General features: G+C 73.0%; 21 protein-coding genes. 6 read left to right on the plus strand and 15 right to left on the minus strand.

What is annotated here, in order from left to right; all coding sequences use genetic code 11:
* Positions 1-5: 5 nt before the first annotated feature.
* Both CP967_RS32245 and CP967_RS32250 read right to left on the minus strand, forming a co-directional pair.
* Positions 6-1,220, minus strand: a complete 1,215-nt coding sequence (locus CP967_RS32245; protein ID WP_150492152.1) for a sulfite oxidase — start codon at positions 1,218-1,220, stop codon at positions 6-8.
* Positions 1,221-2,010: 790 nt separating this feature from the next.
* Positions 2,011-2,907 carry an RNA polymerase sigma factor SigF gene (locus CP967_RS32250; RefSeq protein WP_150491351.1) on the minus strand — a complete coding sequence of 299 codons (897 nt, stop codon included), beginning with the start codon at positions 2,905-2,907 and terminating at the stop codon, positions 2,011-2,013.
* A gap of 563 nt (positions 2,908-3,470) precedes the next feature.
* On the opposite strand from CP967_RS32250, the gene CP967_RS32255 reads away from it, so the two are divergent.
* Together CP967_RS32255 and CP967_RS32260 are read left to right on the plus strand one after the other, a co-directional pair.
* Entirely contained in the window at positions 3,471-4,250 is a 780-nt protein-coding gene (locus CP967_RS32255; RefSeq protein ID WP_150491352.1) for a GNAT family N-acetyltransferase, read from the plus strand.
* Positions 4,251-4,273: 23 nt separating this feature from the next.
* Positions 4,274-5,467, plus strand: coding sequence for a PP2C family protein-serine/threonine phosphatase (locus CP967_RS32260; protein WP_150491353.1), 1,194 nt, complete (start codon positions 4,274-4,276; stop codon positions 5,465-5,467).
* A gap of 61 nt (positions 5,468-5,528) precedes the next feature.
* On the opposite strand, the gene CP967_RS32265 is transcribed toward CP967_RS32260, so the two are convergent.
* Positions 5,529-6,356, minus strand: coding sequence for an alpha/beta fold hydrolase (locus tag CP967_RS32265; RefSeq protein ID WP_150491354.1), 828 nt, complete (start codon positions 6,354-6,356; stop codon positions 5,529-5,531).
* A 467-nt stretch (positions 6,357-6,823) separates the two neighbouring features.
* Here CP967_RS32265 and CP967_RS32270 point away from each other — a divergent pair, with 467 nt between their 5' ends.
* From CP967_RS32270 to CP967_RS32280, 3 genes are all read left to right on the plus strand, one after another.
* Complete coding sequence (locus CP967_RS32270; RefSeq protein WP_150491355.1) at positions 6,824-8,026, plus strand: glycoside hydrolase family 6 protein; 1,203 nt, start codon at positions 6,824-6,826, stop codon at positions 8,024-8,026.
* Positions 8,027-8,406: 380 nt separating this feature from the next.
* Positions 8,407-10,176: an ABC-F family ATP-binding cassette domain-containing protein gene (locus CP967_RS32275; protein WP_150491356.1), complete on the plus strand. Its 1,770-nt coding sequence runs from the start codon at positions 8,407-8,409 to the stop codon at positions 10,174-10,176.
* 293 nt (positions 10,177-10,469) lie between these two features.
* The gene (locus tag CP967_RS32280; protein ID WP_150491357.1) at positions 10,470-11,618 is read left to right on the plus strand and encodes a glycoside hydrolase family 12 protein; all 1,149 of its coding nucleotides are present in this window, start codon (positions 10,470-10,472) and stop codon (positions 11,616-11,618) included.
* 60 nt (positions 11,619-11,678) lie between these two features.
* Here CP967_RS32280 and CP967_RS32285 read toward each other — a convergent pair whose 3' ends face one another.
* The 6 genes from CP967_RS32285 to CP967_RS32310 all read right to left on the minus strand — a co-directional run bounded on the left by CP967_RS32285 (position 11,679) and on the right by CP967_RS32310 (position 15,786).
* Positions 11,679-12,089 (minus strand): PTS-dependent dihydroxyacetone kinase phosphotransferase subunit DhaM, encoded by a 411-nt coding sequence (locus CP967_RS32285; protein ID WP_150491358.1) that lies wholly within the window; start codon positions 12,087-12,089, stop codon positions 11,679-11,681.
* Positions 12,086-12,703, minus strand: coding sequence for a dihydroxyacetone kinase subunit DhaL (dhaL, locus tag CP967_RS32290; RefSeq protein ID WP_150491359.1), 618 nt, complete (start codon positions 12,701-12,703; stop codon positions 12,086-12,088). Before dhaL ends, CP967_RS32285 begins: the two co-directional genes overlap by 4 nt.
* A gap of 326 nt (positions 12,704-13,029) precedes the next feature.
* A complete protein-coding gene (locus CP967_RS32295; protein WP_150491360.1) occupies positions 13,030-13,713 on the minus strand; it encodes a DUF3618 domain-containing protein in 684 nt (227 codons plus the stop codon).
* Positions 13,689-14,141: a phage holin family protein gene (locus tag CP967_RS32300; protein WP_150491361.1), complete on the minus strand. Its 453-nt coding sequence runs from the start codon at positions 14,139-14,141 to the stop codon at positions 13,689-13,691. The genes CP967_RS32295 and CP967_RS32300 overlap by 25 nt, the downstream gene beginning before the upstream one ends.
* A gap of 3 nt (positions 14,142-14,144) precedes the next feature.
* A complete protein-coding gene (locus CP967_RS32305; protein WP_150491362.1) occupies positions 14,145-14,816 on the minus strand; it encodes a hypothetical protein in 672 nt (223 codons plus the stop codon).
* Between the two features lie 220 nt (positions 14,817-15,036).
* The gene (locus tag CP967_RS32310) at positions 15,037-15,786 is read right to left on the minus strand and encodes an SDR family oxidoreductase (protein ID WP_150491363.1); all 750 of its coding nucleotides are present in this window, start codon (positions 15,784-15,786) and stop codon (positions 15,037-15,039) included.
* A 97-nt stretch (positions 15,787-15,883) separates the two neighbouring features.
* Between CP967_RS32310 and CP967_RS32315 the strand changes: the two genes are divergently transcribed.
* Positions 15,884-16,615, plus strand: coding sequence for a TetR/AcrR family transcriptional regulator (locus CP967_RS32315; protein ID WP_150491364.1), 732 nt, complete (start codon positions 15,884-15,886; stop codon positions 16,613-16,615).
* 44 nt (positions 16,616-16,659) lie between these two features.
* Here CP967_RS32315 and CP967_RS32320 read toward each other — a convergent pair whose 3' ends face one another.
* The 6 genes from CP967_RS32320 to CP967_RS32345 form a co-directional block, all read right to left on the minus strand.
* On the minus strand, positions 16,660-17,892 hold the full coding sequence (locus CP967_RS32320; RefSeq protein ID WP_167535482.1) for a terpene synthase family protein: 1,233 nt from the start codon (positions 17,890-17,892) through the stop codon (positions 16,660-16,662).
* Positions 17,783-18,886, minus strand: a complete 1,104-nt coding sequence (locus CP967_RS32325; protein WP_150491366.1) for a polyprenyl synthetase family protein — start codon at positions 18,884-18,886, stop codon at positions 17,783-17,785. The genes CP967_RS32320 and CP967_RS32325 overlap by 110 nt, the downstream gene beginning before the upstream one ends.
* Positions 18,887-18,925: 39 nt before the next feature.
* Entirely contained in the window at positions 18,926-20,440 is a 1,515-nt protein-coding gene (locus CP967_RS32330; RefSeq protein ID WP_229888441.1) for an ABC1 kinase family protein, read from the minus strand.
* A gap of 75 nt (positions 20,441-20,515) precedes the next feature.
* Positions 20,516-21,061: a hypothetical protein gene (locus tag CP967_RS32335; RefSeq protein ID WP_150491367.1), complete on the minus strand. Its 546-nt coding sequence runs from the start codon at positions 21,059-21,061 to the stop codon at positions 20,516-20,518.
* Between the two features lie 128 nt (positions 21,062-21,189).
* Complete coding sequence (locus CP967_RS32340) at positions 21,190-21,642, minus strand: hypothetical protein (RefSeq protein WP_150491368.1); 453 nt, start codon at positions 21,640-21,642, stop codon at positions 21,190-21,192.
* Positions 21,643-22,556: 914 nt separating this feature from the next.
* A complete protein-coding gene (locus CP967_RS32345) occupies positions 22,557-23,141 on the minus strand; it encodes a TerD family protein (RefSeq protein WP_150491369.1) in 585 nt (194 codons plus the stop codon).
* Positions 23,142-23,276 lie beyond the last annotated feature (135 nt).

Genomic DNA, 23,276 nt, shown 5'->3' on the forward strand with positions numbered 1-23,276 from the left:
GGCCGTCAGACGACCGTCACGGGATGCCGCACCACGGCGTCGAAGAGATAGCCCTGCGTGTTGTGAGCCGTCGTCACCGGCTGGGACCGGCCCGACCGGTCCGTCGCCCGCGCCAGCAGCACGGCGGCGCCCGGCGCCCCCGGCACCCAGTCCGCCGACCAGCGGACCCAGCTCCCGCTCCGGGGCTCGTCCCGCAGCCGCGCCGGACGCCACCGGGCCCCACCGTCCGTGCTGACCTCGACCGAACGCACCGGGGCGCCGCCCGACCAGGACCGCCCGGTGAGGAGTTGCCGCCGCCCGGCGGGGAACACGGCGCCGGGCGCGAGCTCGAACGCGCTCTTGAGGGTCTGCCGGGTCAGCGGCGCACCGCCCCCGTCCGGGTGGCCGGGGCCGAACAGCCGGTACAGCCCCGTGTTCCACGGGGTGAGGAGCGGCTGGGCGCTCACCTCGATGTCGCCCACCCACTTGATGTTGGCGATCCCGATCCAGGACGGCACGATCAGCCGTACCGGGCTCCCGTGATCGGGCGGCAACGGCTCCCCGTTCATCTCGTAGGCCAGCAGCACGTCGTCCAGCGCCTTCGCGACGGGCAGAGGTCTGCGGACCCGGCCCAGGTTCGTCCCGTCGCTGACGACCTCCGCGTCCAGCCCGCGCGGCAGGACATCGACCGCGCGGGGCCCGATACCCGCCCGGCGCAGCACCTCCGCCAGCCGTACCCCGCGCCAGCGCGCCGTACCGATCGCGCCGAGGGTCCACGCGGTACCGCTGACCTGCTGCCCCTGCTGGGAGGCGAAGAAGCTCCGGCCGTTGCCCGCGCACTCGACGAACGCCGTACGGGAGGTGGCGGGCAGCGCGCGCAGCGCGGCGTAGGAGAAGTCCACCGGGCCGCCCGTCAGCCCGTCGCCCCACACCGTCAGCTTCCAGGAGGCCTCGTCGATCACCGGGGTCGAGGTGTGGTTGCGGACGAAGAAGCGGTCGGCCGGGGTGAGCAGCCCGGTACCGCGCAGCGCCGCGAAGTTCGTCTCGGCGTTCGTCCCGCGCACCGTGAACAGTTCGGGCGGCAGCGGCTTCACCACCCCGGGCAGGGAGCCGGCCGCCAGGGCGGGAGCAGCCGCCGCCTGCACCAGGGGGACGGACACCGAAGCCGCCGCGACCAGCCGGAGCAGATCACGCCGGCCGATCCCGGCCGACCGCGCACGGCCGGCGGCCCACTGGCGCATCCGCGCCAGGTCGTACGCGGCCTCCGGGGAGACGGCCGCGGACGGCGGTGCCGGGTGCGGCGCGGCTTCGGACGGCAGGCGCCGGGACGGTGGCTGAGCAGGCATGAACGCTCCTGGAGGAGAGGGACGACGGGACACCGGCTGCTCCGGCGGCCGCCACGGACACGACGGCGCCCGGCGGACGCTGACCCGCGCCCGCCGGGAACGGCCGGCACACGGCGGCAGGCCCGTACGGACACCGTCCGGCAGGGGAGGAGGGCCGAGGCGTCAACGGCCACCGGCGGAGCGGCGGCACGCGGCCCGGCCGGGCCCGCAGCCGCAGGCCGCGAGGACGGGGCGCCCCGGACCGGTACACGGCCGCGGGAAGAGGAAGGCGGTCGCGGTCATGCCCGGGAGGCTGTCAGCGGTCCTCTTCGGCGTCAACCGGCCGCGCCCACCGCACGGTCCGCGTGTTCCCCGCCCCGGACCCGGCGCCGTCCGGCCTCCGGACCGCCTGGACACCGCGCCGGCCTGCACCGTCACCGGTACGCCCGGAGCCGTACCGCCGGTGTGGGCCGCGCCCGGGGCACGCCCGGGGGCGGTTCACGCACACGGTGATTTCATCGGGCCGCAACACGCCGCAACACGGCGCAACACACGGGCTCCGGCGGGCCGTCGGCAGCCACGGGCAGGGGCGTCCCGGAGCGCGAGCCGACCGGGCGCGCGGGCACAGACGCGGACGGAAGGGGGCTCGGACGGAGGCGGCTCAGGGGGCCAGGCGGACGCGGCCCGGGCGAGGACGCGGCTCGGCTCACTCCTCCGTGAACATCCCGGCGCGCAGCTTGAGGAGGGTCCGGCTCAGCAGCCGCGACACATGCATCTGGGAGATCCCCAGCTCGTCACCGATGCGCGCCTGCGTCATCTCCTGCCCGAACCGCATCTCGATGATCCGGCGCTCCCGGGGGGTGAGTTCCTCCAGCAGGGGCGCCAGCGCGTGCAGGTTCTCCACCGTCTCGATCGCCGGGTCCGGCTCGCCCAGGACATCCGCGAACGTCCGCCCGTTCGTCGAGCGGCCCACCGAGTCCGCCGTGTCCGCCGGTATGTCGAGTGAGCCCGCCGTGTAGCCGTTGGCGGCGACGATGCCCTCGGCGACTTCTTCCTCCTCCAGCCCGAGGTACTCGGCCAGCTCCTTGACCGTCGGGTCCCGGTCCAGGCCGGCGGCCAGCGCCTCCTTCGCCCTGGCGAGGTCGACGCGCAGCTCCTGCAACCGCCTCGGGACGTGCACGGACCAGGTGCTGTCACGGAAGAAACGCTTTATCTCGCCGACGATGTACGGCACGGCGAAGGAGGTGAACTCGACCTCCCGGCTCAGGTCGAACCGGTCGATGGCCTTGATGAGGCCGATGGTGCCGACCTGGACGATGTCCTCCATCTCGCCGCTGCCCCGGTTGCGGAAGCGGCCCGCCGCGAACCGGACCAGGGACAGGTTCATCTCGATCAGCGTGTTCCTGGCGTACTGGTACTCGGGCGTGCCCTCCTCAAGGACCTGGAGGCGGTCGAAGAACAGTTTCGACAGGGCGCGCGCGTCCCGCGGGGCGACCTGGCCCGCATCGGCGATCCACGGGAGGTCTCCCGTGACGCCCGGTCGCTCCGCGGAGCCGGAGCCCTGCTGTTCCACAGTGGAGGTTCGTGCGGTGTGCGCGGGCATTCCGTCACGCTCCCGGATCGTAGACGTCGAGGTGGAGTGCGCCTGCCCGGAAGAAGAGAACTCATGTACGGGAGAACAGAATTGTGCCAGGAACCCGAAGCATTGGCCGGAACGGGCCGGCGGCCCCGGCTCCGGCACGCACGACCGCCCCACCGGTACGGGGGAGCCCGGTGGGGCGGCCACCTCCAGAGTGCCACAGCGGAACGGGAGTTGGGGGCCGATCGGAACACCGGACCCGGGACCGCGCGCCGGACGACCGGTGAGGAGCGCGAACGAGGGCCCGGACGGCGGCGGTACCGGAGCCGGTGACGGGTCCGCGGGCGGGTCCTGGCACCCGGGAATAGGCGCAGGCCCTCATCCGCTTTTCCCAGCTGACGTCCCACAGCCCCGTCACGGCGGCCGCCGGCACCACGGCGCCGCGTCCGCCCGCCGGAGACCGTCCACCGGCGGTCCGCAGAGAGGAAAACCATGAGCACGCCCCCCGCGCCCGGCTCCCGCCCCCCGCGCCCCGGCCCGTTCCCGCCCGCCCGCAGCCGGAGCGGCGAGCAGGAAAGGGCAGCCGCGTGACCGTCCCGCACCCCGCCGGCCCCCGGCCGGTGCCGCCCGTCCTCGCCCATCCCCTGGACAGTCCGGTGCACGCCGCGCTGACCGGACCCCACGCCCACTTCGCCGAGCGCCGCGGAAGGGTGCTGCGCTACCCGGCCGACGTCACCCCCTGGAACGCCGTCCCCGACGCGCCGCTCGCCCAGGACTGGGCCGACGCCGCCGCGCTGGCGGGACCCGGCGGCTCCGTCACCCTGACCGCCTTCCACGAGCCGCCGCCCGCCGACTGGGAGATCCTCTTCCACGCGGAAGGCGTGCAGATGGTGGACGACGGTGTGGACGCGGCCCCCGACGCCGAAGCCGTCCGCCTGGGCCCCGCGGACGTCCCCGAGATGCTGGAGCTCGTCGGGCGTACCCGCCCGGGCCCCTTCCTGCCCCGGACCGTGGAACTCGGCACCTACCTCGGCATCCGCCGCCACGGGACCCTGGTGGCGATGGCGGGGGAGCGGCTGCGCCCGCCGGGCTGGACGGAGATCAGCGCCGTCTGCACGGACGAGTCCGTACGCGGGCAGGGGATGGCGAGCCGGCTCCTGAGGGCCGTCGCCCACGAGATCCGGGAGCGCGGGGAGACACCCTTCCTGCACGCCGCCTCGGCCAACACCGGGGCGATCCGGCTGTACGAGGCACTGGGCTTCCGGCTGCGCAGGCGTACCGCGTTCCTCTCCGCCCTGGTCCCGCCGGGCCTCGGCACCCGGAATCCGGACGACCGGACGGGTAGGTTGGAGCAAACGGGGCGATAGCGACAGATTGCGGGAGGCGGTCCGTGGTCAAGGGACTCCGGCGGCCGGCGGCGCGCAGAGCGGTGCTACCGGGTACGGACCCGGACGAGGCGCGGGCGGGCGCCTCCCGGATCGGCAACGCGGCACTGGCCACCGGGCTCCTGGCGCTGACGTCCGCGGTCGTCGTCCTCGACGCGCTCACCGGGGACGACCTGCGGCTGATCCCTCTCCTGGTCGTTCTGCCCGCCCTGGCCTCGGTCTTCTGCGCGGTCCGCCAGACCGTCGGCGTCGCCCTCTGGGTCACGCTCGTGGTGGTCGGCTCCAGCATCGCGGCGGGAGGCGCCTTCTGGGACGTCGTCTTCCTCATCGGCTTCACCGCGCTCGCCAGCGGCCTGGGCGTCCTCGCCTGCAGCGCACGGATCCGGCACGCCACCGAGGTGGCCCGGCTGCGCTCCGCCGCCGTCGCCCTCCAGCGGCAGATCCTGCGCCCGCTCCCGGTCGTCACCCGGGAGCTGCGGGTCCAGGGCCTCTACGAACCGATCGAGGAGGACCGCTTCGTCGGCGGCGACATCTACGAGGTCGTGCAGTCCCCCCACGGCAGCCGGGTGATCATCGGGGACGTGCAGGGCAAGGGGCTGCCCGCCATCGGGGCGGGATTCGCCGCGCTCGGGGCGTTCCGGGAAGCGGCCGTCCGGGAACCCGAACTCACGGCGGTCGCCGACGCGCTGGAGGACGCCGTCGTCCGGCACAACGCCTTCTCCGCCGAGACCGGCGAGACCGAGCGCTTCGTCACCGCCCTGCTGCTCGGATTCGGTGCGGGCGACCAGGTCGGAGCCGTGAACTGCGGTCACCTGCCGCCCCGGCTGCTCCACGACGGGACGGAGAGCACCGTCCCGCTGCGGCGGACCTCCGTACCGCTGGGCCTGGCGGCGCTCAGCGACGAGGCGCGTACCGCGGAACAGTTCACGCTCCCGCCCGGCGCGTCCCTGGTGGTCTTCACGGACGGCGTCACCGAGGCCCGGGACCCGGCGGGCGGCTTCTATCCGCTGGACGAACGGCTGGCCCGGTGGGCGCACCACCAGCCGCGTGAACTGCTGCAGGCGCTGCGGACCGACCTGGAGGAGTTCTCCGGCGGAGTGCGGCGCGACGACATCGCCGTACTCGTCATCACCCGGCGCCCGGACAGCGGCGGCCACCTCTCCCGGGTGCCGGGCAGCATCAGGAACCGGTACGCCTGAACAGGCCGCGCCCTGCAGGCCGCGCCCTCCAGGGCGCGGCCTGTCCGGGTGCGGTGGTGTCTCAGACGGCGAGGAAGTCGAGGAGGTCGGTGTTGAACTTCTCTTTGTCGCCGGGGACGAGGGCGATGCCGTGGGAGCCGCCTTCGTAGACCTTGAGGGTGGCGTCCGGGATGATTTTCGCGGATTTGCGGCCGGTGGCGTCGATGGGGACGACCTGGTCGTCGTCGCCGTGCACCACCAGGGTCGGCACGTCGAACTTCTTCAGGTCTTCGTGGAAGTCGGTGGCGGCGAAGGCGTCGACGCAGTCGACGCCGCCTTCGATGGTCTGGACCATGGCCATGTACCAGAAGGCGTCCTTGTTGCCCTGGGTGACCTTGTTGCCGTTCCGGTTGGCGCCGAAGAAGCCGACGGCGGTGTCCTTCCAGAACTGGGAGCGTTCGGCGAGGATGCCGTTCTTGATGTCGTCGAAGACGGACTGGGGGACGCCTTCGGGGTTGTCCGGGCCCTGGAGCATCAGCGGGGGGACCGCGGAGAGCAGGACGGCGGAGCGGATGCGGCTGGTGCCGTGGCGGCCGATGTAGCGGGCCAGTTCGCCGCCGCCCATGGAGTGGGCGACCAGGGTGACGTCCCTTAGGTCGAGGTGGGTGATGAGGTCGTTCAGGTCGTCGGCGAAGGTGTCGAAGTCGTATCCGTCGTAGACCGGGGTGGAGCGGCCGTGGCCGCGGCGGTCGTGGGCGATGCCGCGGAACCCGGCGTCGGCCACGGCCTTCAGCTGGTCCTGCCAGGCGTCGCCGTTGAGCGGCCAGCCGTGGATGAAGACCACGGGGCGCCCCTGGCCCCAGTCCTTGTAGAAGATCTCGACACCGTCACGCGTCGTACACACAGGCATGGATGACTTCCTCTCGCTCTGCCGCCCCGGCGGTGGGCCGCACCGGCCGGAGGGGGATGCCGCTGCCGCGGCCGGGAACGGGGAGCCGCGGTGGGCCGGAGCCCGCCTGCTCCCCTTACCGATCCTGCGAGCGGGGCGCCTTCACGCAACGGGTGCCGAGGAGGTGGCGGCCTCTTCCGCCGGGCACCGGCGGCCGCACGGCCGGTCCGCCGTACGCCCTCCCGGACGTGTGCGGGCACCCGCCGGGCATCCGCAGGATTACTCCGGACGGGTGAAGCGGCAGGCGGCCCCGCGCCTTCCGGCCCCGGATCGCTTCCGGGTGCTCACGGCCGCTCCCGGGGTGACCACGAAGTAACACCCGCAACAGTCTTGACGCATACATGGCGCTCAGGAACGCTCATGGGAGCGCTCCCGCACCCTTCGGTGGGGGCGCTCCCGCATGTTCACCGCGACCGAGGGACGGACCCATGCGCCTCAGAGCGACCCTGCTAGGAGCCCTGCCGCTCGCCTGCGCGGCGGCCCTGCTCACCGCCCCGGCCACCGCGGCCCCCGGTGCCGCGCAGGCCGGTGACGCACAGGCCGGCGCGGCCGCCGGGACGCACCGCACCCGGCTGTACGTGCCCGACGCCAACCCCGGCGCGTACCGCCAGGCCGTGGACCTGCTGCGGCAGAAGAAACTCCGGGACGCCGCCGGCATCCTGGCCATGGCGCGCACCCCGCACGCCGTGTGGTTCGGGGACCAGAGCCCGGCCGAGGTCGAGCGGGAGGCCGCACGCGTCGTCAGGGAGGCGGCCAGGCAGCGGGCCGTGCCCCTCTTCGCCCTGTACAACGTCCCCGGCCGCGACTGCGCCAACTACTCCGGCGGCGGCGCCTCCACGACCGCCGAGTACCAGGCGTGGATCGACGCCGTGGCCCGGGGCATCGGCGGCCACGACGCCATGGTCGTCCTGGAACCGGACTCGCTCGCCCTGCTGCCCTCGGACTGCGGGCAGGACGACGGCGAGGGCACGAAGACGAAAGCCCGCTACGCCGAGGTGAACTACGCGGTCGACACCCTTGAGCCGCTGGCCCGCACCAAGGTCTACCTCGACACCGGCCACCAGGGCTGGCACTCCGTCAACGACATCGTCCCCCGCCTGCTGGAGGGCGGTGTGGAGCGCGCCACCGGAGTCTTCACCAACGCCTCCAACTACCACACCGAGGACGCCAACTCCTGGTACGGAACGCTGATCTCCTCCTGCCTGGCCTACGTGGACACCGGCGGGGACAGCGCCGACTGCCCGAACCAGTGGTGGCCCCGCAACGACGCCCAGGCATGGCTGGACACCCACGTGGACACCGACCCCGCCCTGATGAAGCACTTCGTCACCGACTCCAGCCGCAACGGCCGGGGCACCTGGACCGCGCCCGCCGGCAAGTACACGGACGCCCAGGAATGGTGCAACCCGCCGGACCGGGGCCTGGGCGCCCGGCCCACCACCGCCACGGGCGACCCGCTGCACGACGCCCGGCTGTGGATCAAGATTCCCGGGGAATCGGACGGACTCTGCCTGCGGGGTACGGACGGCCCCGAGGACCCCGAGCGCGGGACGGTCGACCCGGCAGCCGGAGCGTGGTTCCCCCAGCAGGCTCTGGAGCTGGTGCGTTTCGCACAGCCCCCGCTGTTCTGACAGGGGGACGGCACGCCCGTGGGGCTGCCTGCCGCGCCGACGGCGGGCAGCCCCGCGAAGTGGCCGTCACCCCGGGAGCGGCGGGACCGGACCGGCCCCGCCGCTCCCGGGCGGGCCCGCGCGGGTCCGCCGTGAATCGGGGTACCTCCTTTCCGCCCGTGGTTACACTGAACCGCATGGGCAGGCACTACTTCTTTCTCTGAGCACCGGCCAGGACGCCGCCGTGTGACGCACGACGTCACCGGGTGACCCCGGGGGTCACTTCGCGCCGCAGTCCTTCCCGCTGTCCGACGACCCCGCCCCGCCGGGTGTCCCGCGCGCCCTTCCCGGCGCCCCGTGACGCGCGGCCGAGGGCCTGTCACCTCAGGGAAACCCCACCCATGTCCTCCCAGCGCGACCGCGCCCAGCTGTCCCTGCACGACGTCTCCAGGACGTACGGGACCCGGACCGTCCTCGACCGTGTCTCCCTCACCGTCCGCCCCGGCGAGAAGGCCGGGGTCATCGGTGAGAACGGCTCCGGGAAATCCACCCTCCTCCGCCTCATGGCGGGCGCCGAGACCCCGGACGACGGTGACGTCACCGTCCGCTTCCCCGGTGGCACCGGCTATCTCGCCCAGACCCTCGACCTCGATCCGGGCGCCACCGTCCAGGACGCCGTCGACGCGGCGATGGGCGAACTCCGCGAGATGGAACGGCGGATCAGGGCCGCCGAGACACTGATGTCCGACACCACCCCCACCGGAGCCCAGCTTGCCGCCTACGGTGACCTGCTGACCGCCTACGAGGAACGCGACGGCTACCGGGCGGACGCGAGGGCCGACGCCGCCATGCACGGCCTCGGACTCGGCCGCGTCGGCCGCGACCGGGCCCTGGGCACACTCTCGGGAGGCGAGCAGTCACGGCTGGCCCTCGCCTGTGTGCTGGCCGCAGGCCCCGAACTGCTGCTGCTCGACGAACCCACCAACCACCTCGACGCCGCGGCGGTCGGCTGGCTGGAGGACCACCTGCGCGCCCACCGCGGCACGCTGGTCGCCGTCACGCACGACCGGGCGTTCCTGGAACGGATCACGACCGTGATCCTGGAGGTGGACCGGGACCTGCGCGGTGTCACCCGGTACGGAGACGGCTGGGACGGCTACCGCACCGCCAAGGCCGCCGCCCGCCGCCGCCGGGCGCAGGAGCACCAGGAATGGCTGGACGAACTGGCCCGCACCGGGGAACTGGCCGAGGCCGCGGGCCGCCGGCTCGCGGGCACCGGCAAGGACCCCCGCCAGGGCTTCGGCAAGCACCGCAGGTCCCATGAGGCCAAACTGTCCGGGCAGGTCAGGGCGGCCAGGACCCGGCTGGAAGCCCTGCGCCGCACGCCCGTACCCGCCCCGCCCGTGCCGCTGCGCTTCACCGCGGATCTCACCCTCGCCCCGGCCCCCGTCTTTGGCCCCGCCGCGCCCCCGGGCGACGGCACCGGACCCGGGCCCGCCGGCACCGCGAGCTCCGCCGGGATGCTCGCCGCACTCGAATCGGTCGTCGTCGGCGGCCGGCCGGAGGCGCCCCGGCTGGACGTGCCCCTGCTGCGCGTCGGGCCCGGACAGCGGCTCCTGGTCACCGGGCCCAACGGCGCGGGGAAGACCACCCTGCTACGGGTCCTCGCCGGCGACCTCGCCCCCGACTCCGGCACGGTCCGCCGTGCGGCCCGGACCGGCTACCTCCCGCAGGAGCTGCCGGTCCGGCCCACCCGCCGTTCCCTGCTCGCCGTCTTCGCCGCCGGGCTGCCCGGCCCCGCCGACGAACACACCGGCACCCTGCTGGACCTCGGCCTGTTCCGCCCGGAGGACCTGGACGTCCCGGTCGCCGAGCTGTCGGCCGGACAGCGGCGCCGGCTCGCCCTGGCACGGCTGGTGACCAGGCCCGCGGACCTGCTGATCCTCGACGAGCCGACCAACCACCTCGCGCCGGACCTGGTCGAGGAACTGGAGGCGGCACTCGACCGGTACCCGGGTGCCGTGGTGGTCGTCTCCCACGACCGCAGCTTCCGAAGCCGCTTCGCCGGGGACCGCCTCGAACTGCGCGGCGGCCGGATCGCGGGAGGAACCGGCTTCCCGGCAGACCCCTACGGCCCGGAGGGCGCCCCCGCCCCGCGTACGGAGGTGTAGAGCCGCTCCACGAAGACGCGCCGGCCCGCCACCAGCCGCTCGGCGGTCTCTTCCGGTGTGCTCCGGGCGAACCGCGCGCAGAAGCTCTCCCCGCAAGGATCCACGAGGCCCGCCCCGCCTCCCCGTCCCCTCCCTCCTCGTCCCCCGGTCCGGTGTCACGGCGGACCGGGGCCCTCCGCTTCGGCGGTTGTTACGGACCGGCCCCTTGTGGGGAGCCCCGGCCGCCCCATAGGTTCCACGCCGGGGCGGCATATGGGAGCGCTCCCATCATCGGGTCCTACCGGAAGGACAGCATGAAGAGCCTCATCGCTTCCCTGCGGGGAGCGCGCACAGCCGTGACCGCGTTACTCGTGGCACTGGCCACGACCGCGGCCCTCGGCACCCTCGCCGCACCCGCCCACGCGGCCGCGCCGATCTGCGAGCAGTACGGCACGACGGTCGTCCAGGGCACCTACGTGGTCCAGAACAACCGCTGGGGAACCTCGGCCGAACAGTGCGTCGAGGCCACCGGGAGCGGCTTCACCCTCACCCGGGCCGAGGGATCCGTGCCGACCGACGGTGCACCCAAGTCGTACCCCTCGGTGTTCAACGGCTGCCACTACACGAACTGCTCACCCGGCACCGCCCTGCCGGCCCGGGTGGACACCATCAGCAGCGCGCCGAGCAGCATCGCGTACAGCTATGTCGCCAACGCGGTCTACAACGCGTCGTACGACATCTGGCTCGACCCGCAGCCGAGGACCGACGGCGTCAACCGCACCGAGATCATGATCTGGTTCAACCGGGTCGGTCCCATCCAGCCGATCGGCTCACCCGTCGGCACGGCCACCGTCGGCGGCCGCGTCTGGGAGGTCTGGACCGGCAACAACGGCGGCAACGACGTGATCTCGTTCCTGGCACCGTCCGCGATCCCCAGCTGGCAGTTCGACGTCATGGACTTCGTCGACGCGACCGTGGCGCGGGGGATGGCGCAGAACTCGTGGTACCTGACCAGCGTCCAGGCCGGTTTCGAACCGTGGCAGGGCGGCGCCGGGCTGGCGGTCGGTTCCTTCTCCTCGGTCATCGACACCGGCGGTGGGACGGGCGGGCCGGAGAACCCGGAAGAGCCGGGGAACCCGCCCGCCGGCGCCTGCCGGGTCACCTACACGGCGAACTCCTGGCAGACCGGTTTCACCGCCGACGTCAAGATCACCAACACCGGGAACGCGGCGGTCGAGGACTGGGAGCTCGGCTTCACCCTGCCGTCCGGACAGACCGTCACCCAGGCGTGGAACGCCACCCTCACCCCGGCCACGGGTGCGGTGACCGCGAGAGGTGCGGCCTTCAACGGACTGATCTCCGCGGGAGCCAGTCAGTCGTTCGGCTTCCAGGGCACGCACCCCGGTACCTTCACCGAGCCGCAGGAGTTCACGCTCAACGGTGAGAGCTGTGCCGTGAGCTGACGCTTCACCGCCCGTGGCGGCGCCGTTCGCCCCGTACCGCGCACGGGGCGAACGGCGCGGTCACACCTTGCGGTAGCCGTACGCGTCCGTGGCCGCGGCCGCCACCGTCGCCAGGTCTCCGCCCATCGACGCGGTCACCAGGGCCGCTACCGCGCCCTCGACGAACGGCGCGTCCACCAGCATGGCGCCCTCCGGCAGCCCGCCCTCCTCCGCCAGCATGGACTTCACGGTCAGTACCGCACTGCCGAGGTCCGCCAGCAGCGCCACCCCTGCGCCCCGGTCGACTTCCCTGGCGGCTTCCGCGATCAGTTCCGCGCTCGTCCCCAGACCGCCGGCCGAGGTCCCCCCGGCCGCCGCGACCGGCGCGGTCACGCCCCCGGCGGCCAGCCCCCTGGCCAGTTCGGCCACCGCCAGGGCCACCGGCCCGCTGTGCGAGACCAGGACGATCCCGACCTGCCTCTCCTCGCTCATGCCCGGTCACCGCCGTTCTCCCCGGCGGCTTCGGCGAGCGCCTCCATCAGCAGGGCGGCCGAGGCCGCCCCCGGATCCTGATGGCCGACGCTGCCCTCGCCCAGACAACTCGCCCTGCCCTTGCGCGCCCGCAGGGGGACGGTTCCCAGCGCGCCGGCCCGTGCCGCGTCGCGGGCCGCGCCGGCCGAGTCCGCCAGCGCCCGGGAAGCCGGCAGCAGCGCGTCGAGCATCGTCTTGTCCCCGGCCTTCGCCCCGCCCAGCCGAGCCACCGCCGCCACACCGGCGCCGAACGCCTCGGCCAGCTGCCCCTGACTCACCTCTCCCGACTCACCGAGCGCCTTTCCGGTACGCCGCAGCAAGGTGCCGTACAGCGGCCCCGAAGCCCCGCCCACCGTGGAGATCAGCTGCCGTCCCGCGAGAACCAGGACCGCCCCCGGCGTCGCGGGCGACTCCGACTCCAGTACGGCGGTCACCGTGCCGAAGCCCCGCCGCATGTTGCTGCCGTGATCGGCGTCCCCGATCGCCGAGTCGAGTCCGGTCAGCCGTTCCGCCTCCCGCTCGACGGCGGCCGCCGTGGCCGCCATCCAACGGCGGAAGAAGTCGGTGTCGAGCACATGACCTCCTGTTCGTCAGACGCGTCCGCTGCTCACACGTTCGCTGGTCACGTGCCCGCTGGCCACGTGTCCGCGTTCACCCGTGCTCGCCGCCCGCACGTGCTCGCCGCCCACCGTATCCACCGGCCACCGCCCGGGCCCCGCCCCGCGGGTCCGCGCCGCCCGTACCCGTGTGCGGCACGGATCCTCACCGGCGCCGGAGGACGGCGCGCACGGGCGCCCGTCCGGGAGGACAGCCCAGGGCTTGCGGGGAAGCATCACCTCGTTTCCCCGCAAGCCCTGGGCCGGGACGGGCTCGCCCGGCTCCCGCGGATCGCCGGAAGGCGTCAGCGGGAGGGCCGCCCGCCTTCTTCCCGCGCTTCCCGGGCGGCGTCCCGGCCCACTTCGCGCAGACCGGTGGCAGCGTCCTGGCCGGATTCCTGAGCCTGCTGCCTGGTCGTCTGCACCGCTTCCTCGGCCGTACTCCGCAGCGAATCGACGGCCTCCGTGGCCGGACCGCGCATCTCTTCCTTCACCTCCTGGCCCGCCTCCTGGGCGGCCTGCCTGACAGGGCCGAGCAGTTCGTCGGAGTGGTCGCGGAGCTGCGCGCCGGCCCTTTCCTCGGCCGCCGTCGTGGGCAGCAGTGCGGCGGCGAGCATGCCGGCACCGAAGGCGATGACACCCGCGGCGAGCGGGCTGCCCTGTGTCTGCTCGGTCACCTGGCCCGGGGCCGAGCGTACGGTCCCGCCGACCTGGCCGGCCGCGTGCCGGGCTGTCTCGCGTGCCTGTTCCGCTGCCCCTGAAGCGCTCTCCGAGAGACTCTGCGCGTTCTCCGCGGTGGCGTCCCGGGCACTGCCCGCCGCGCCCATCACCCGTTCACGTGCTCCCGTCAGCCGGTGCCGGGCGGCACCGGCCTTGCGGCGTGCGACCTTCCCGGGAGCGACCCTGTCGGCGAGCCGGTCCACATCACGGGCCAGATGCGCGCGGGTGTCCTCCACCTCGGCCTTCAACTCGTCGGGTTGCGAGCCCATTTCGCGTCCTCCTTCAGTGTCTGCGCGGTCCGCTCGGGCTTGACGCGCACCGCCTTGAGGCGGCTGCGGCCGGTCACGAACAGCACCGCGCCCACGACGGCCCAGAGCGCGGTCACGATGAGCGCGGCCCACGCGATGTCGACCACGTGCGCGAGGCCGAAGATGCCGGCCAGGCTGCCCAGCAGGAGTACCAGGTGTACGGCGTAGCCGGAGCCGGCGAGCATGCCGCCCGCCTTCCCCGCCTGGGCCGCTTCCTGTTTCACCTCGGCTTTCGCCAGTTCGATCTCGGTGCGCACCAGGCGTGTGAGGTCGTCGCTGATCTCGCCGACCAGCTCACCGAGGGACGGATCCGATGAGGGCGCCTGGGTGGAGCCGGCGGCCGGGGCGGCCGGCCGGGCGGTCTCGTTCTTCGCGTATGAGATGGCCACGGCTCAACCCCCTGACGGCCTCTGCGGGTCCGGATACGGATCGGCCGCGGGCATCGGGGCCGAGATCGCGCCCCCGTAGGAGGGGGTGGCGTCCTGGGGGAGCGGGGCGGAGCCGCTACCGCTCTTCTCGGCGGAGCCGCGAGGACGTGGCCCCGGCCCGCCGGTGCCGCCGTCCGCGGACTTGACGCCCTTTCCGATGCGGGCGGTGGCGAAGCCCAGGAGCGCGGCACCCGCCAGGAAGGCGCCGGGGCGCCGGCGGGCGAAGTCCTGGAGGTCGCTGACGAGGCCGTCGGGGCCGCGGTGTTCGATGCGGGACGCCGCGCGGTGCCCGCCGTCCGCGATCTGGCGCACTGCCCGTGCGGCCGACGAGTCGTTCCCGTCGCGCTCGCTCATGTCCTGGAGCTCGCCGGCCAGCCGCCGGACGTTGTCGGCCAGGCGCTGCGTCTGCGTCCGGGCCTGTTCCTGAAGCTGGCCCCGCAGTTCGCCCGCGACGTCCCGGGCCCTGGCCGAAGCCTCGCCCGCGACATCGGCCGCCTGTTCCCTGGCGGTTCCGGCCACGTCGTTCGCCTTGTCGCCGACCAGCCCCGCCCCCTCACCGACTCTGTCGCGAACAGCCGGTGGTACGGCTTGAGATGCTCTGCTGTCCGAGTGGTTCGCACCGTCGAAATCGCTCAATGTTCCTCCTCGGTCGGTCCTGCGCGAGGTGTCACATGGCAATGACGCCCGAGAACGCCACTCCTTCCATCATGGCAACCAGTGAGATATGCGCAAAAGGCGGAAATGTGCGCTTCTCCAGGCCCTGTCGAGAAGGGAGACGCGAGGCCGGAGGGGCTGGCGGCCGGACCGTGCGCGGGGCCGCCCCGGTGCTCCGTACGAAGCCGGACGGGGCGGCCTTTCAGACCAGGCCGCCGTTGGCCCGGAGCGTCTGTCCGTTGACCCAGTGCCCCTGCGGTCCGGCGAGGAAGGACACGACGTTCGCGATGTCCTCGGGCGTACCCAGCCGCTCCAGCGGCGGGATCCTGCTCAGTTCCTCGATCTGTTCCGGGGTCTTCCCGTCAAGGAAGAGATCCGTGGCCGTCGGGCCGGGGGCGACGGCGTTGACGGTGACGTCCCGGCCCCGCAGCTCGCGGGCGAGAACCAGCAGCATGGCCTCCACCGCCCCCTTGCTCGCCGCATAGGCGCCGTACGCCGGGAACTGCGTACCGACCACGGATGTCGACATCCCGACGAACGCGCCCCCGCGCCGCAGGCGCCGGGCGGCCTGCCGGGCCACGACGAAAGAACCGCGGATGTTCGTACGGTGGAGGGCGTCCAGCTCCCCCAGGTCCAGGTCCGCGATGGTGGACAGGGCCATCCGCCCCGCGGAGTGCACGACGACGTCGACGCCGCCGAACTCCCCCTCCGCGCGGTCGAACATGGCCGCCACCGCGTCTTCGTCCGCCACGTCCGCCTGGACGGGGAGCGCCCGCCCGCCTGCCGCGGTGATCGCCGCCACCGTCTCCCGGGCGGCGGCGGTGCCGCCCGCGTAGTTCACCACGACGGCCGCCCCGTCGCGTGCCAGCCGCTCGGAGACGGCTCTCCCGATACCGCGTGAGCCACCGGTGACGATCGCGACGCGTCCGGCGCTGTCCGTGCTTCCCGTCATGACCTGCCCTTTTCGTCGATATGAGATAAGCATTTCTTTGATACGACCAACATAGCACGGATAGTTTCGTTGATATTCCATGCGTTACGCTGTGTCCATGGCACAGACGAACGAGGGGCTTCGTGAGGCACTGCTCGCCGCGGCGGAGGAACAGCTCACCGCCTCCCCGGACCACGACGTCGCCACACGCGCCGTGTGCGAGGCGGTGGGTGTGACCCAGCCCGTGCTCTACCGCCTCTTCGGGGACAAACGCGGCCTCCTCGACGCCCTGGCCGAAGTGGGGCTGCACCGGTATGCGAAGCGGAAGGCCGCACTGGAGCGGACCGACGACCCGGTGGCGGACCTGCGTGCCGGGTGGGACGACCACCTGGCGTTCGCGGCCGAGAACCCCGCGGTCTACCGGCTGATGTTCTCCCCCCGCCCCTGGGCGGACACGGCTGCCCGCGAAGGCGTCAGCCGGCTCCTGACCGCCGCCCTGACCCGGTGCGCCGCCGCCGGGGCGCTGCGCGGCGACGTCGAGGACGCGGCGGCCCTGATCCTCTCCGCCAACACCGGCCTCGCGCTGAACCGCATCGCCCAGCCCGGGGTCTACGGCCGGGACACCGTGTCCGACACCCTCCGGGACGCCGTGCTCGCGGCCGTGGTGACCGCGCCGGCCCCCGCCAGGACGGATGACCCCGTGACCGAGGCCGCGCACCGGCTCGACGCGCAGCTGCGGATCGGCCCGCCCACGGCGCTGGCCTCCGAGGAGACCGCGCTCCTGCGGGTCTGGCTCGACCGCCTCGCCCGGACGGGCGCCCGGCCCGGGGACGCACCCGGGGCGGAGTGATCCCCGGGCCGCCACGGCCCCGGTCCCCCTCCCGCCCGGGCCTCTCAGGCGAGGTCCTGCCACCACCACGAAACCGTGGGCAGCCGCCGGGGATCCAGCGTCCCGGCCAGCGGGGAGCCGGCCCAGACCGGAGGGGCGGGAGCGGTACGGAGACCGCCGGACCCGGCGCCGAGGTACCGCGGCACGCTCAGGGCCCATTCGATGTTGCCGCGGATGCCGTGGGCGAGATCGTCGAGGTACCGCGCGAGCGGACGGCTCGCGTGCGCCCGTACCCGCTCGGCGAGTTCGAGGAAGCGGCACAGGACGCTGTCGCGCAGGGCGACGGCGTCGTACAGGGCCTGTTCGGGCGTGCTGCCGTCCTGGGCCATCAGCACGGTGAGGATGTTCTGGTCGGTCTGGTGGCGTCCCGACTCACGGGCGAAGGAGTGCCGGTCGTTGTCGAGGGCGTCGACACAGATGGCCATTTCGGTGAGTGCCTGGACGGCGGGCGAGTCCATCTCCCGGGCAGGCACCTCTTCGCCGTTGACGATCTCCAGCATGGCGTACGTGGGCTCCCCGCCGGCGGAGTGCAGCCGCATGGTGAGGTACTCGTCGAGCACGGGCATCCGGCCGGTGGCCCGGTTGCCCACCTGCCACTGCACCCCCGAGAGCCAGGCCCGGTGGGCGTGGTGGAAGCGCCGGTTCTGGACGGGCGTGGCGCAGGCGCGGAAGCGCTCCCCGAGATCGTGCACGGCGGCGGCGTAGCGGTCGCCGGTGTGCAGGGGGCCGGGGATCTCCAGGGCGCGCTGGGTGTGCGCGGCCATCCGGGCGAAACCGGCGGGGTCCGCGGCGAGGGGCCCCTCGTCGCAGCGCGCGTCGTCGAAGGCGAACCCCCAGTAGACCCAGCACGCGGCGAGCCAGAGGCGGTCGAGGTCGGCGTGAGGAGCGAAGCGCGCGTAGAAATCGGCGCTGTTGGTGCCCAGGGCGCGGGCGTGCTCGTCCCCGGTCCGGGCGAAGCCCATCGCGTCGATCCAGCCGACGGCACGGTGCGCGGCCTCGTCGGCCGCCGGGTGGATGGCCGGTTCGATGGGGCAGTAGAACGGCAGGGCCAGGGCGTCGGTGGTGCTCAGGGCTACCTCCAGGAAGAGCGCGGGACCACCCCGTGCGCACGAGCGGCGCGAGGGGGGTTCACGCCGTCCGGACGACCGCGCCGGCGGCGATCCGGCGCAGGGCCTCGGTCGCGTGGGGGGAGAAGGGGGAGCGGTCGAGTGCGGCGACGGCCATGCCGTACCGGTCACTGATCATCTTCTCGACGGTCGCACGCGCCCCGGTGGCCTCCAGGACGCGGCGCACCGCCATGGCCCCCTCCTCGTCCATCCGGGGGTTGCCGACCAGCCGGTCCAGCAGTTCCGCCTGCCGCGGAGCCGCAAGCCGGACGGCCAACGCCATCAGGACGGTGGCCTTGCCCGACCGCAGGTCCTCGGTGACCGGCTTGCCGGTGACCGAGGGATCGCCGAAGGTGCCGAGGAGGTCGTCCCGGAGCTGGAAGGCCTCACCCAGCGGAAGGGCGTAGGCGGAGCAGGCGTGGAGCGTCTGCGCGTCGCCCCCGGCGAGAGCGGCACCGAGCTGCAAGGGGCGCTCGACGGTGTACCGGGCCGTCTTGAGGCGGATCACGGTGAGGGCGCGGTCGATGTCGTCCGTGGGGGACCCGGCGGTGTGCAGGTCCAGGTACTGCCCGAGCACGACCTCGTTGCGCATCGTGTCGATCAGGGGGAGGACCGCGTGACGCTGCCGCTCGGTGAAGCCGGCCGTGTGCAGTATCCCGTCGCACCGTACGAGCGCGAGATCGCCCAGGAGGACGGCGAGGTTCCGGCCGAACGCGTCCGCGTCGGGCCGGCCGCGGTGGCGGGCGGCGAAAGCCCGGTGGGCGCTGGGCAGTCCGCGGCGGGTGTCGCTGTCGTCCAGGATGTCGTCGTGGATGAGCGCGAAGGCGTGGAACAGCTCCAGTGACGCCGCGAGCCGCATGACCGTCTCCTCGCCCTCGCCCTCGCCTTCGCCCCCGTCACCGCCCGCCGCCTGCCAGCCGATGACGCAGAGCAGGGGCCTGATGCGCTTTCCCGGGGCGAGGACGTAGTCGGTGAGTGCCCGGTCGAGGTCGTGCCGGTGGCCCCGGCGGTTCTGCGGCGGGACACGGGAGGAGGGGCGGCGAAGGAAGTCGGCGAGAGCGGCGTCGACGCGCTCCCGGATGCCGGCGAGGTCGAGTGCTCCGGTCGTCAGGGCCTGCGGGCTCATGGGCGGGCTCCATGGGGTGGGGGTGCGGGCGTAGAGGTGTCACCGGCTTTTCGCGTGGTGCTGCCAGAACAGGGCGGCCGCCATGGACAGCCCGATCTCCGGTGCCCCGATACGGAGTCCCGGCCGGGACTGGTTCTTCGGGCCGTTGAGGGTCATCCGCATGCCGAGGTCGCGGTTGGACAGGTCCCGGGTGACGCCGCGCAGCTGCTGGGGGGCGGCGGCGCCCGCGGTGATCAGTTCCAGCGCTGTGCGTACGGCCTGCTGGGGGGAGAGGGCCTCCCTGACCAGGTCGGTGACGATCCCGATCAGTTCCTCGGAGAAGATGTCGATCAGGGAGAGCTCGGGGCACAGATGGCGGATCGACCCCTCGATGTTGGCGAACGACTTGCCGAGGATGGCGACCATGGGGCTGGTGCGGATCCCCCGGCGGGTCGAGTGCTGGAGCACGGCGGTCAGGGTGACACCGAAGTTGAGCTCCTCCAGCGACGCCGTGGCGATCTGCGGTACGAGAGCGGCCATGTCGCCGGCGAAGGCGGCCGCGCGTGTCCACGACGTGGTGCTGCCCATGTCGATCCACGCACGGGCGGTGCCCGCGCCGTCGTTCATCGCCAGGTTCAGGAGGAGCAGCAGGATGCTGGTGCTCATGGGGCGGTCGATACGCCCGACCATGCCCCAGTCGATGAGGGTGGCGGGCTGCCCGGGGTGGACGAACACGTTGCCCGGGTGCGGATCTCCGTGGAAGATCCGGTCGACGAAGTAGCCCCGGTACATGAAGGCGAGCAGGTCCTGGCCGATCGCCCTGCGTTCCTCCACCGTGAAGGCGTCCCGGTCGGCGTCGCGGACGGACGTACCCGGCGCCAGCCCCTGGACGAGCACCCGGCCGGTCGCGTGGACGACGTCGGGCACGGCGATGTGGTCGAACCCGGTGGCCGCCTCGGCGGCCTCCGTCATGTTGCGGGCCTCCTTGCGGAAGTCGAGCTCGGGGCGCATGGCGTCGAAGACGACGCCCAGCATGGCCTCGACGTCGATGACGTCGTTGAACCGGGTCGCGCGCCGTGCCGCGAAGCGCGCCAGGGTCCGGATGAGTTTCATGTCCGCGTGCACCGACTCGCGCACACCGGGCCGCTGGATCTTCACGGCGACGTGGCGGCCGCCCGGCAGTTCGGCCCGGTACACCTGGGCCAGCGACGCGGTGCCCAGCGGGTGGTCGGTGTCGATGTCCGAGAACCGCTGGTGCCACAACGGCCCGAGCTCCTCCCTCAGCACCGGCTCGAACGCGGCGAACGGAGCGGGGGAGACGCTGTCGTGGAGCTTCTCGAACTCGGCGATCATCTCCGGGGGGACGAAGTCCGGGCGTGTGGCGAGCATCTGTCCGGCCTTGATGTAGAACGGCCCCAGGCTCTCCAGCGCCTCACGGGCGTGCCGCGCCCGGCGTGCGCCCGCGTTCTCGGCCGACGGCGCGAAACGGCCCCGGGGCAGCAGGGTGTGGGCAGCCTCGGTCCCGGCGAGCTGTGCCAGGACCCTGGCCAGCAGACGCGCACGGTGCTCGGTCATCGCCGTCCCCTCGAAGTCGTGTCACCCACGGCGGCGGTGGGGCCACCGCCACGGGCCCGCCGCGCGCCCGCGCGGCTAGCGGGCAACGTCGGAGAGCCGGTCGAGGCGGGCCGACAGCGCCGCCAGATCCGCCCGGAGCGCGTCGACGTCCTGGGCGTCACGCGGCGGGGGAACGACCCCGGGTGTCCGCATGCCTCTGCCGTCGTCCCGGTGCTGTTCCAGGCGGTCCGCCAGCAGGGAGATCCGCTCCGTGAGAGCGGACAGTCCCTCCTCCTCACGTGAGGGGGGACCGGCGCGGCGGACGGTGGTCGCCCGGGGACGGCGGTCGGGACCGTCACGGTCGCCGTCCCAGTTGCCGTCCCGGTCCCGGTGACGGTCGCGATCGCAGCCGTCGTCCCGGTCCCTGTCCCGGCCGCAGTCGCGGTCGCGATCCCGGTCGCGGTCCCGGCCCCGGTCGCGGTGCCGGTCGTCATGATCGCGGTGGTCGTGGTCGTCGTGGTCCCTGTCACGGCGACGCCTGTCGTCGTCGAGGGCGTCGCTCAGGGAATGGCGCATACCGCGCTCGAAATCCCCGGCGCGGTCGAGGGCGTCGTCGACCAGATCCTCCGTCACATGGACCATGCGACGGAGAGCGTGGCTGAGAGAGGTGCGGGAATGGCGGCGGGACACAGGGGGACCTCCAGGGGTGAAAGGACGGGCACCTTGCGGCGATCGGTCTGCCGTTCGAGGTGCCCGGGGGCGGGCGGCCGTCAGTGACGCGGTTCCGCGTCGTCCACGGGACGCAGGTACACGGCCTTGCCGTAACCGGTGTCCAGCCAGATCCTGTGTTCCCGGGCGGAGCCGGCCAGGCTCGGGTGGATGAAGCGACGACGGTAGGAAGTGTCCGGATTCACCGTCACCGAGACCCACTCCAGGCACCACGCCGGTCCGTCCCCCGCCGTCTCCACCCGCAGATAGACGGGGGAGTGGGCCAGGTCCTCCGTACTCAACGGTGGCGTACGGGGATCGTTGTAGTCGGAATACTTCACATTGCTCTCCTCGCCGAGGAGGAAGCAGGCGTCCGCGCCCCGGGAGAAGTCCACATCATGTGTGTCCAGACTGAACTCCCGTCCTCCCAGGCCCAGATAGATCCACGATCCGGTCGAGGCGTGCTCCACGTCCGCGGTCACGATGTGCGCGATGATCTGCGAGATGGCGGCCATGGGGACTCCTTCCCAGCCGGACCGGAAGGCCCGTCTGCATATATGGGCGATCTGAATGCGCTGTGCCGAATGCCGTCCGGGAGGCGGAGCCGCACCCGCTCGTCATGCCGCACGGCTCCGCTGCCGGCCGGGGCGGGGGCGCGCACGGCATGGCCCGCAGGGGGTGCGTGCGTCGCGTCGAGTGCTGGTGTCGGTACCAGCATCCCCCCTTGTTGTGACTCTATGCACCCACGTGAGCACTTACAGTTGCCATGAGGGGTGCGCCGGCGCACACCGTCGAGCCGGGGCGCACAACAGCACCTCACGGGCCGCCCGCGCGCACCCTGTCCCTGGAGCGGATCCGCCAACTCGGCAAGGAGAGCGCGCCCTTCGGACACCGGTCACCGGTCACCCGAAAGCAAAGGGCGAGAAGGCGAGGGGGTGACACAACCGCGGCGTGTGACGGACCTTTTGGCGGTACCGTCGGACTGCCGGGCTCCGGTCCGGTCGAGGCGGACCCGTCCGGACCGCCTCGACCGGGCGCCCCGGGCTGAGCGCCGTGCCAGGCCCCCGGAGCATCTCGCGGACCGGGCCCGGTGGTGGTTTCTCCCCGCGGGCCGACGCGCCGGGGCTGCTCACCACTGCCCGGATTCCTTCCGGCCGGCCGCACGGGCTGCTCTCGCGCATGAGATGCCGAGCGATCCTCAGGGCCGTTCCGCGGCAGTCCCCAGGGCCTTCTGCGACAGGGGAGGACGGGAACACACCCGGCCGGGACCTCCCGCGAACCGCGGACACGGCTCAACGCCCACGGTCCTCGCAACCCCCGCAGATCGCGGGTGTTGCGAGGACCGTCAGAACCCGAGCCGGGGCAGCCGGACCCTGGACCGTTCGCTACCGGGCCCCGGTACGCAGGCCGCCGTGACGGCCCGCCATGATCACTTGCTGACGGCGAAACGCATCAGCGCCTGCTCGTTGCCCTGCTTGATCTTGCCCGTCACGTTGATGACCTCCAGCTTCCAGGCGCTCCCCACCCGGAACGCCTTCGCCACGGCGCACGCGTTGTCGGCGGACAGCAGGCTCGGCCAGATGTCGGCGACCTGCTGCGAGCTGCCCCCGGTGGCGTCGTACACCTTGAAGCTGATGTTGCGCGCCTTCTGGAAAGAGCTGCCCTTCTTGTAGGCGGCGGCGACGAATACGAACGACGTGATGTTCTCGGGGACCTTCGCGAAGTCGACCGTCACGGTCTCGTCGTCACCGTCTCCCCGGCCGGTCTGGTTGTCGCCGCTGTGCAGCAGAGAACCGTTGCCCAGCGGGTCGAGCGAGTCGAGGCCCGCCAGGCGCACCGGGTCGGCACCCTGCATGGCGATGGCGATCAGGTCGAGATCGGTGCCGGTCTTGCGGCGGAGCACTCCCATCACCCCGCCGGAACTGCCGGAGGTGGGGTCCCAGGACACACCGATCGACAGATGGGTCACTCCGTCGAGGTCCGCCGGGCCGTCTTCCTTCTTGAGCGTGATCATGCGCAGGTCTTCCTTCAAAACGATGATGCGACACAGTGAGTGTGCCTGGAGTGGGCTCGTACGCGTGCACCCGGTATGCCCCGATGCCGTTCCGGCACGGACCGGACCCGGTGGCCGCCGTCCGCGCCGCCCGTG

This window comes from Streptomyces nitrosporeus (assembly GCF_008704555.1).
GTDB classification, from domain to species: Bacteria; Actinomycetota; Actinomycetes; order Streptomycetales; family Streptomycetaceae; genus Streptomyces; species Streptomyces nitrosporeus.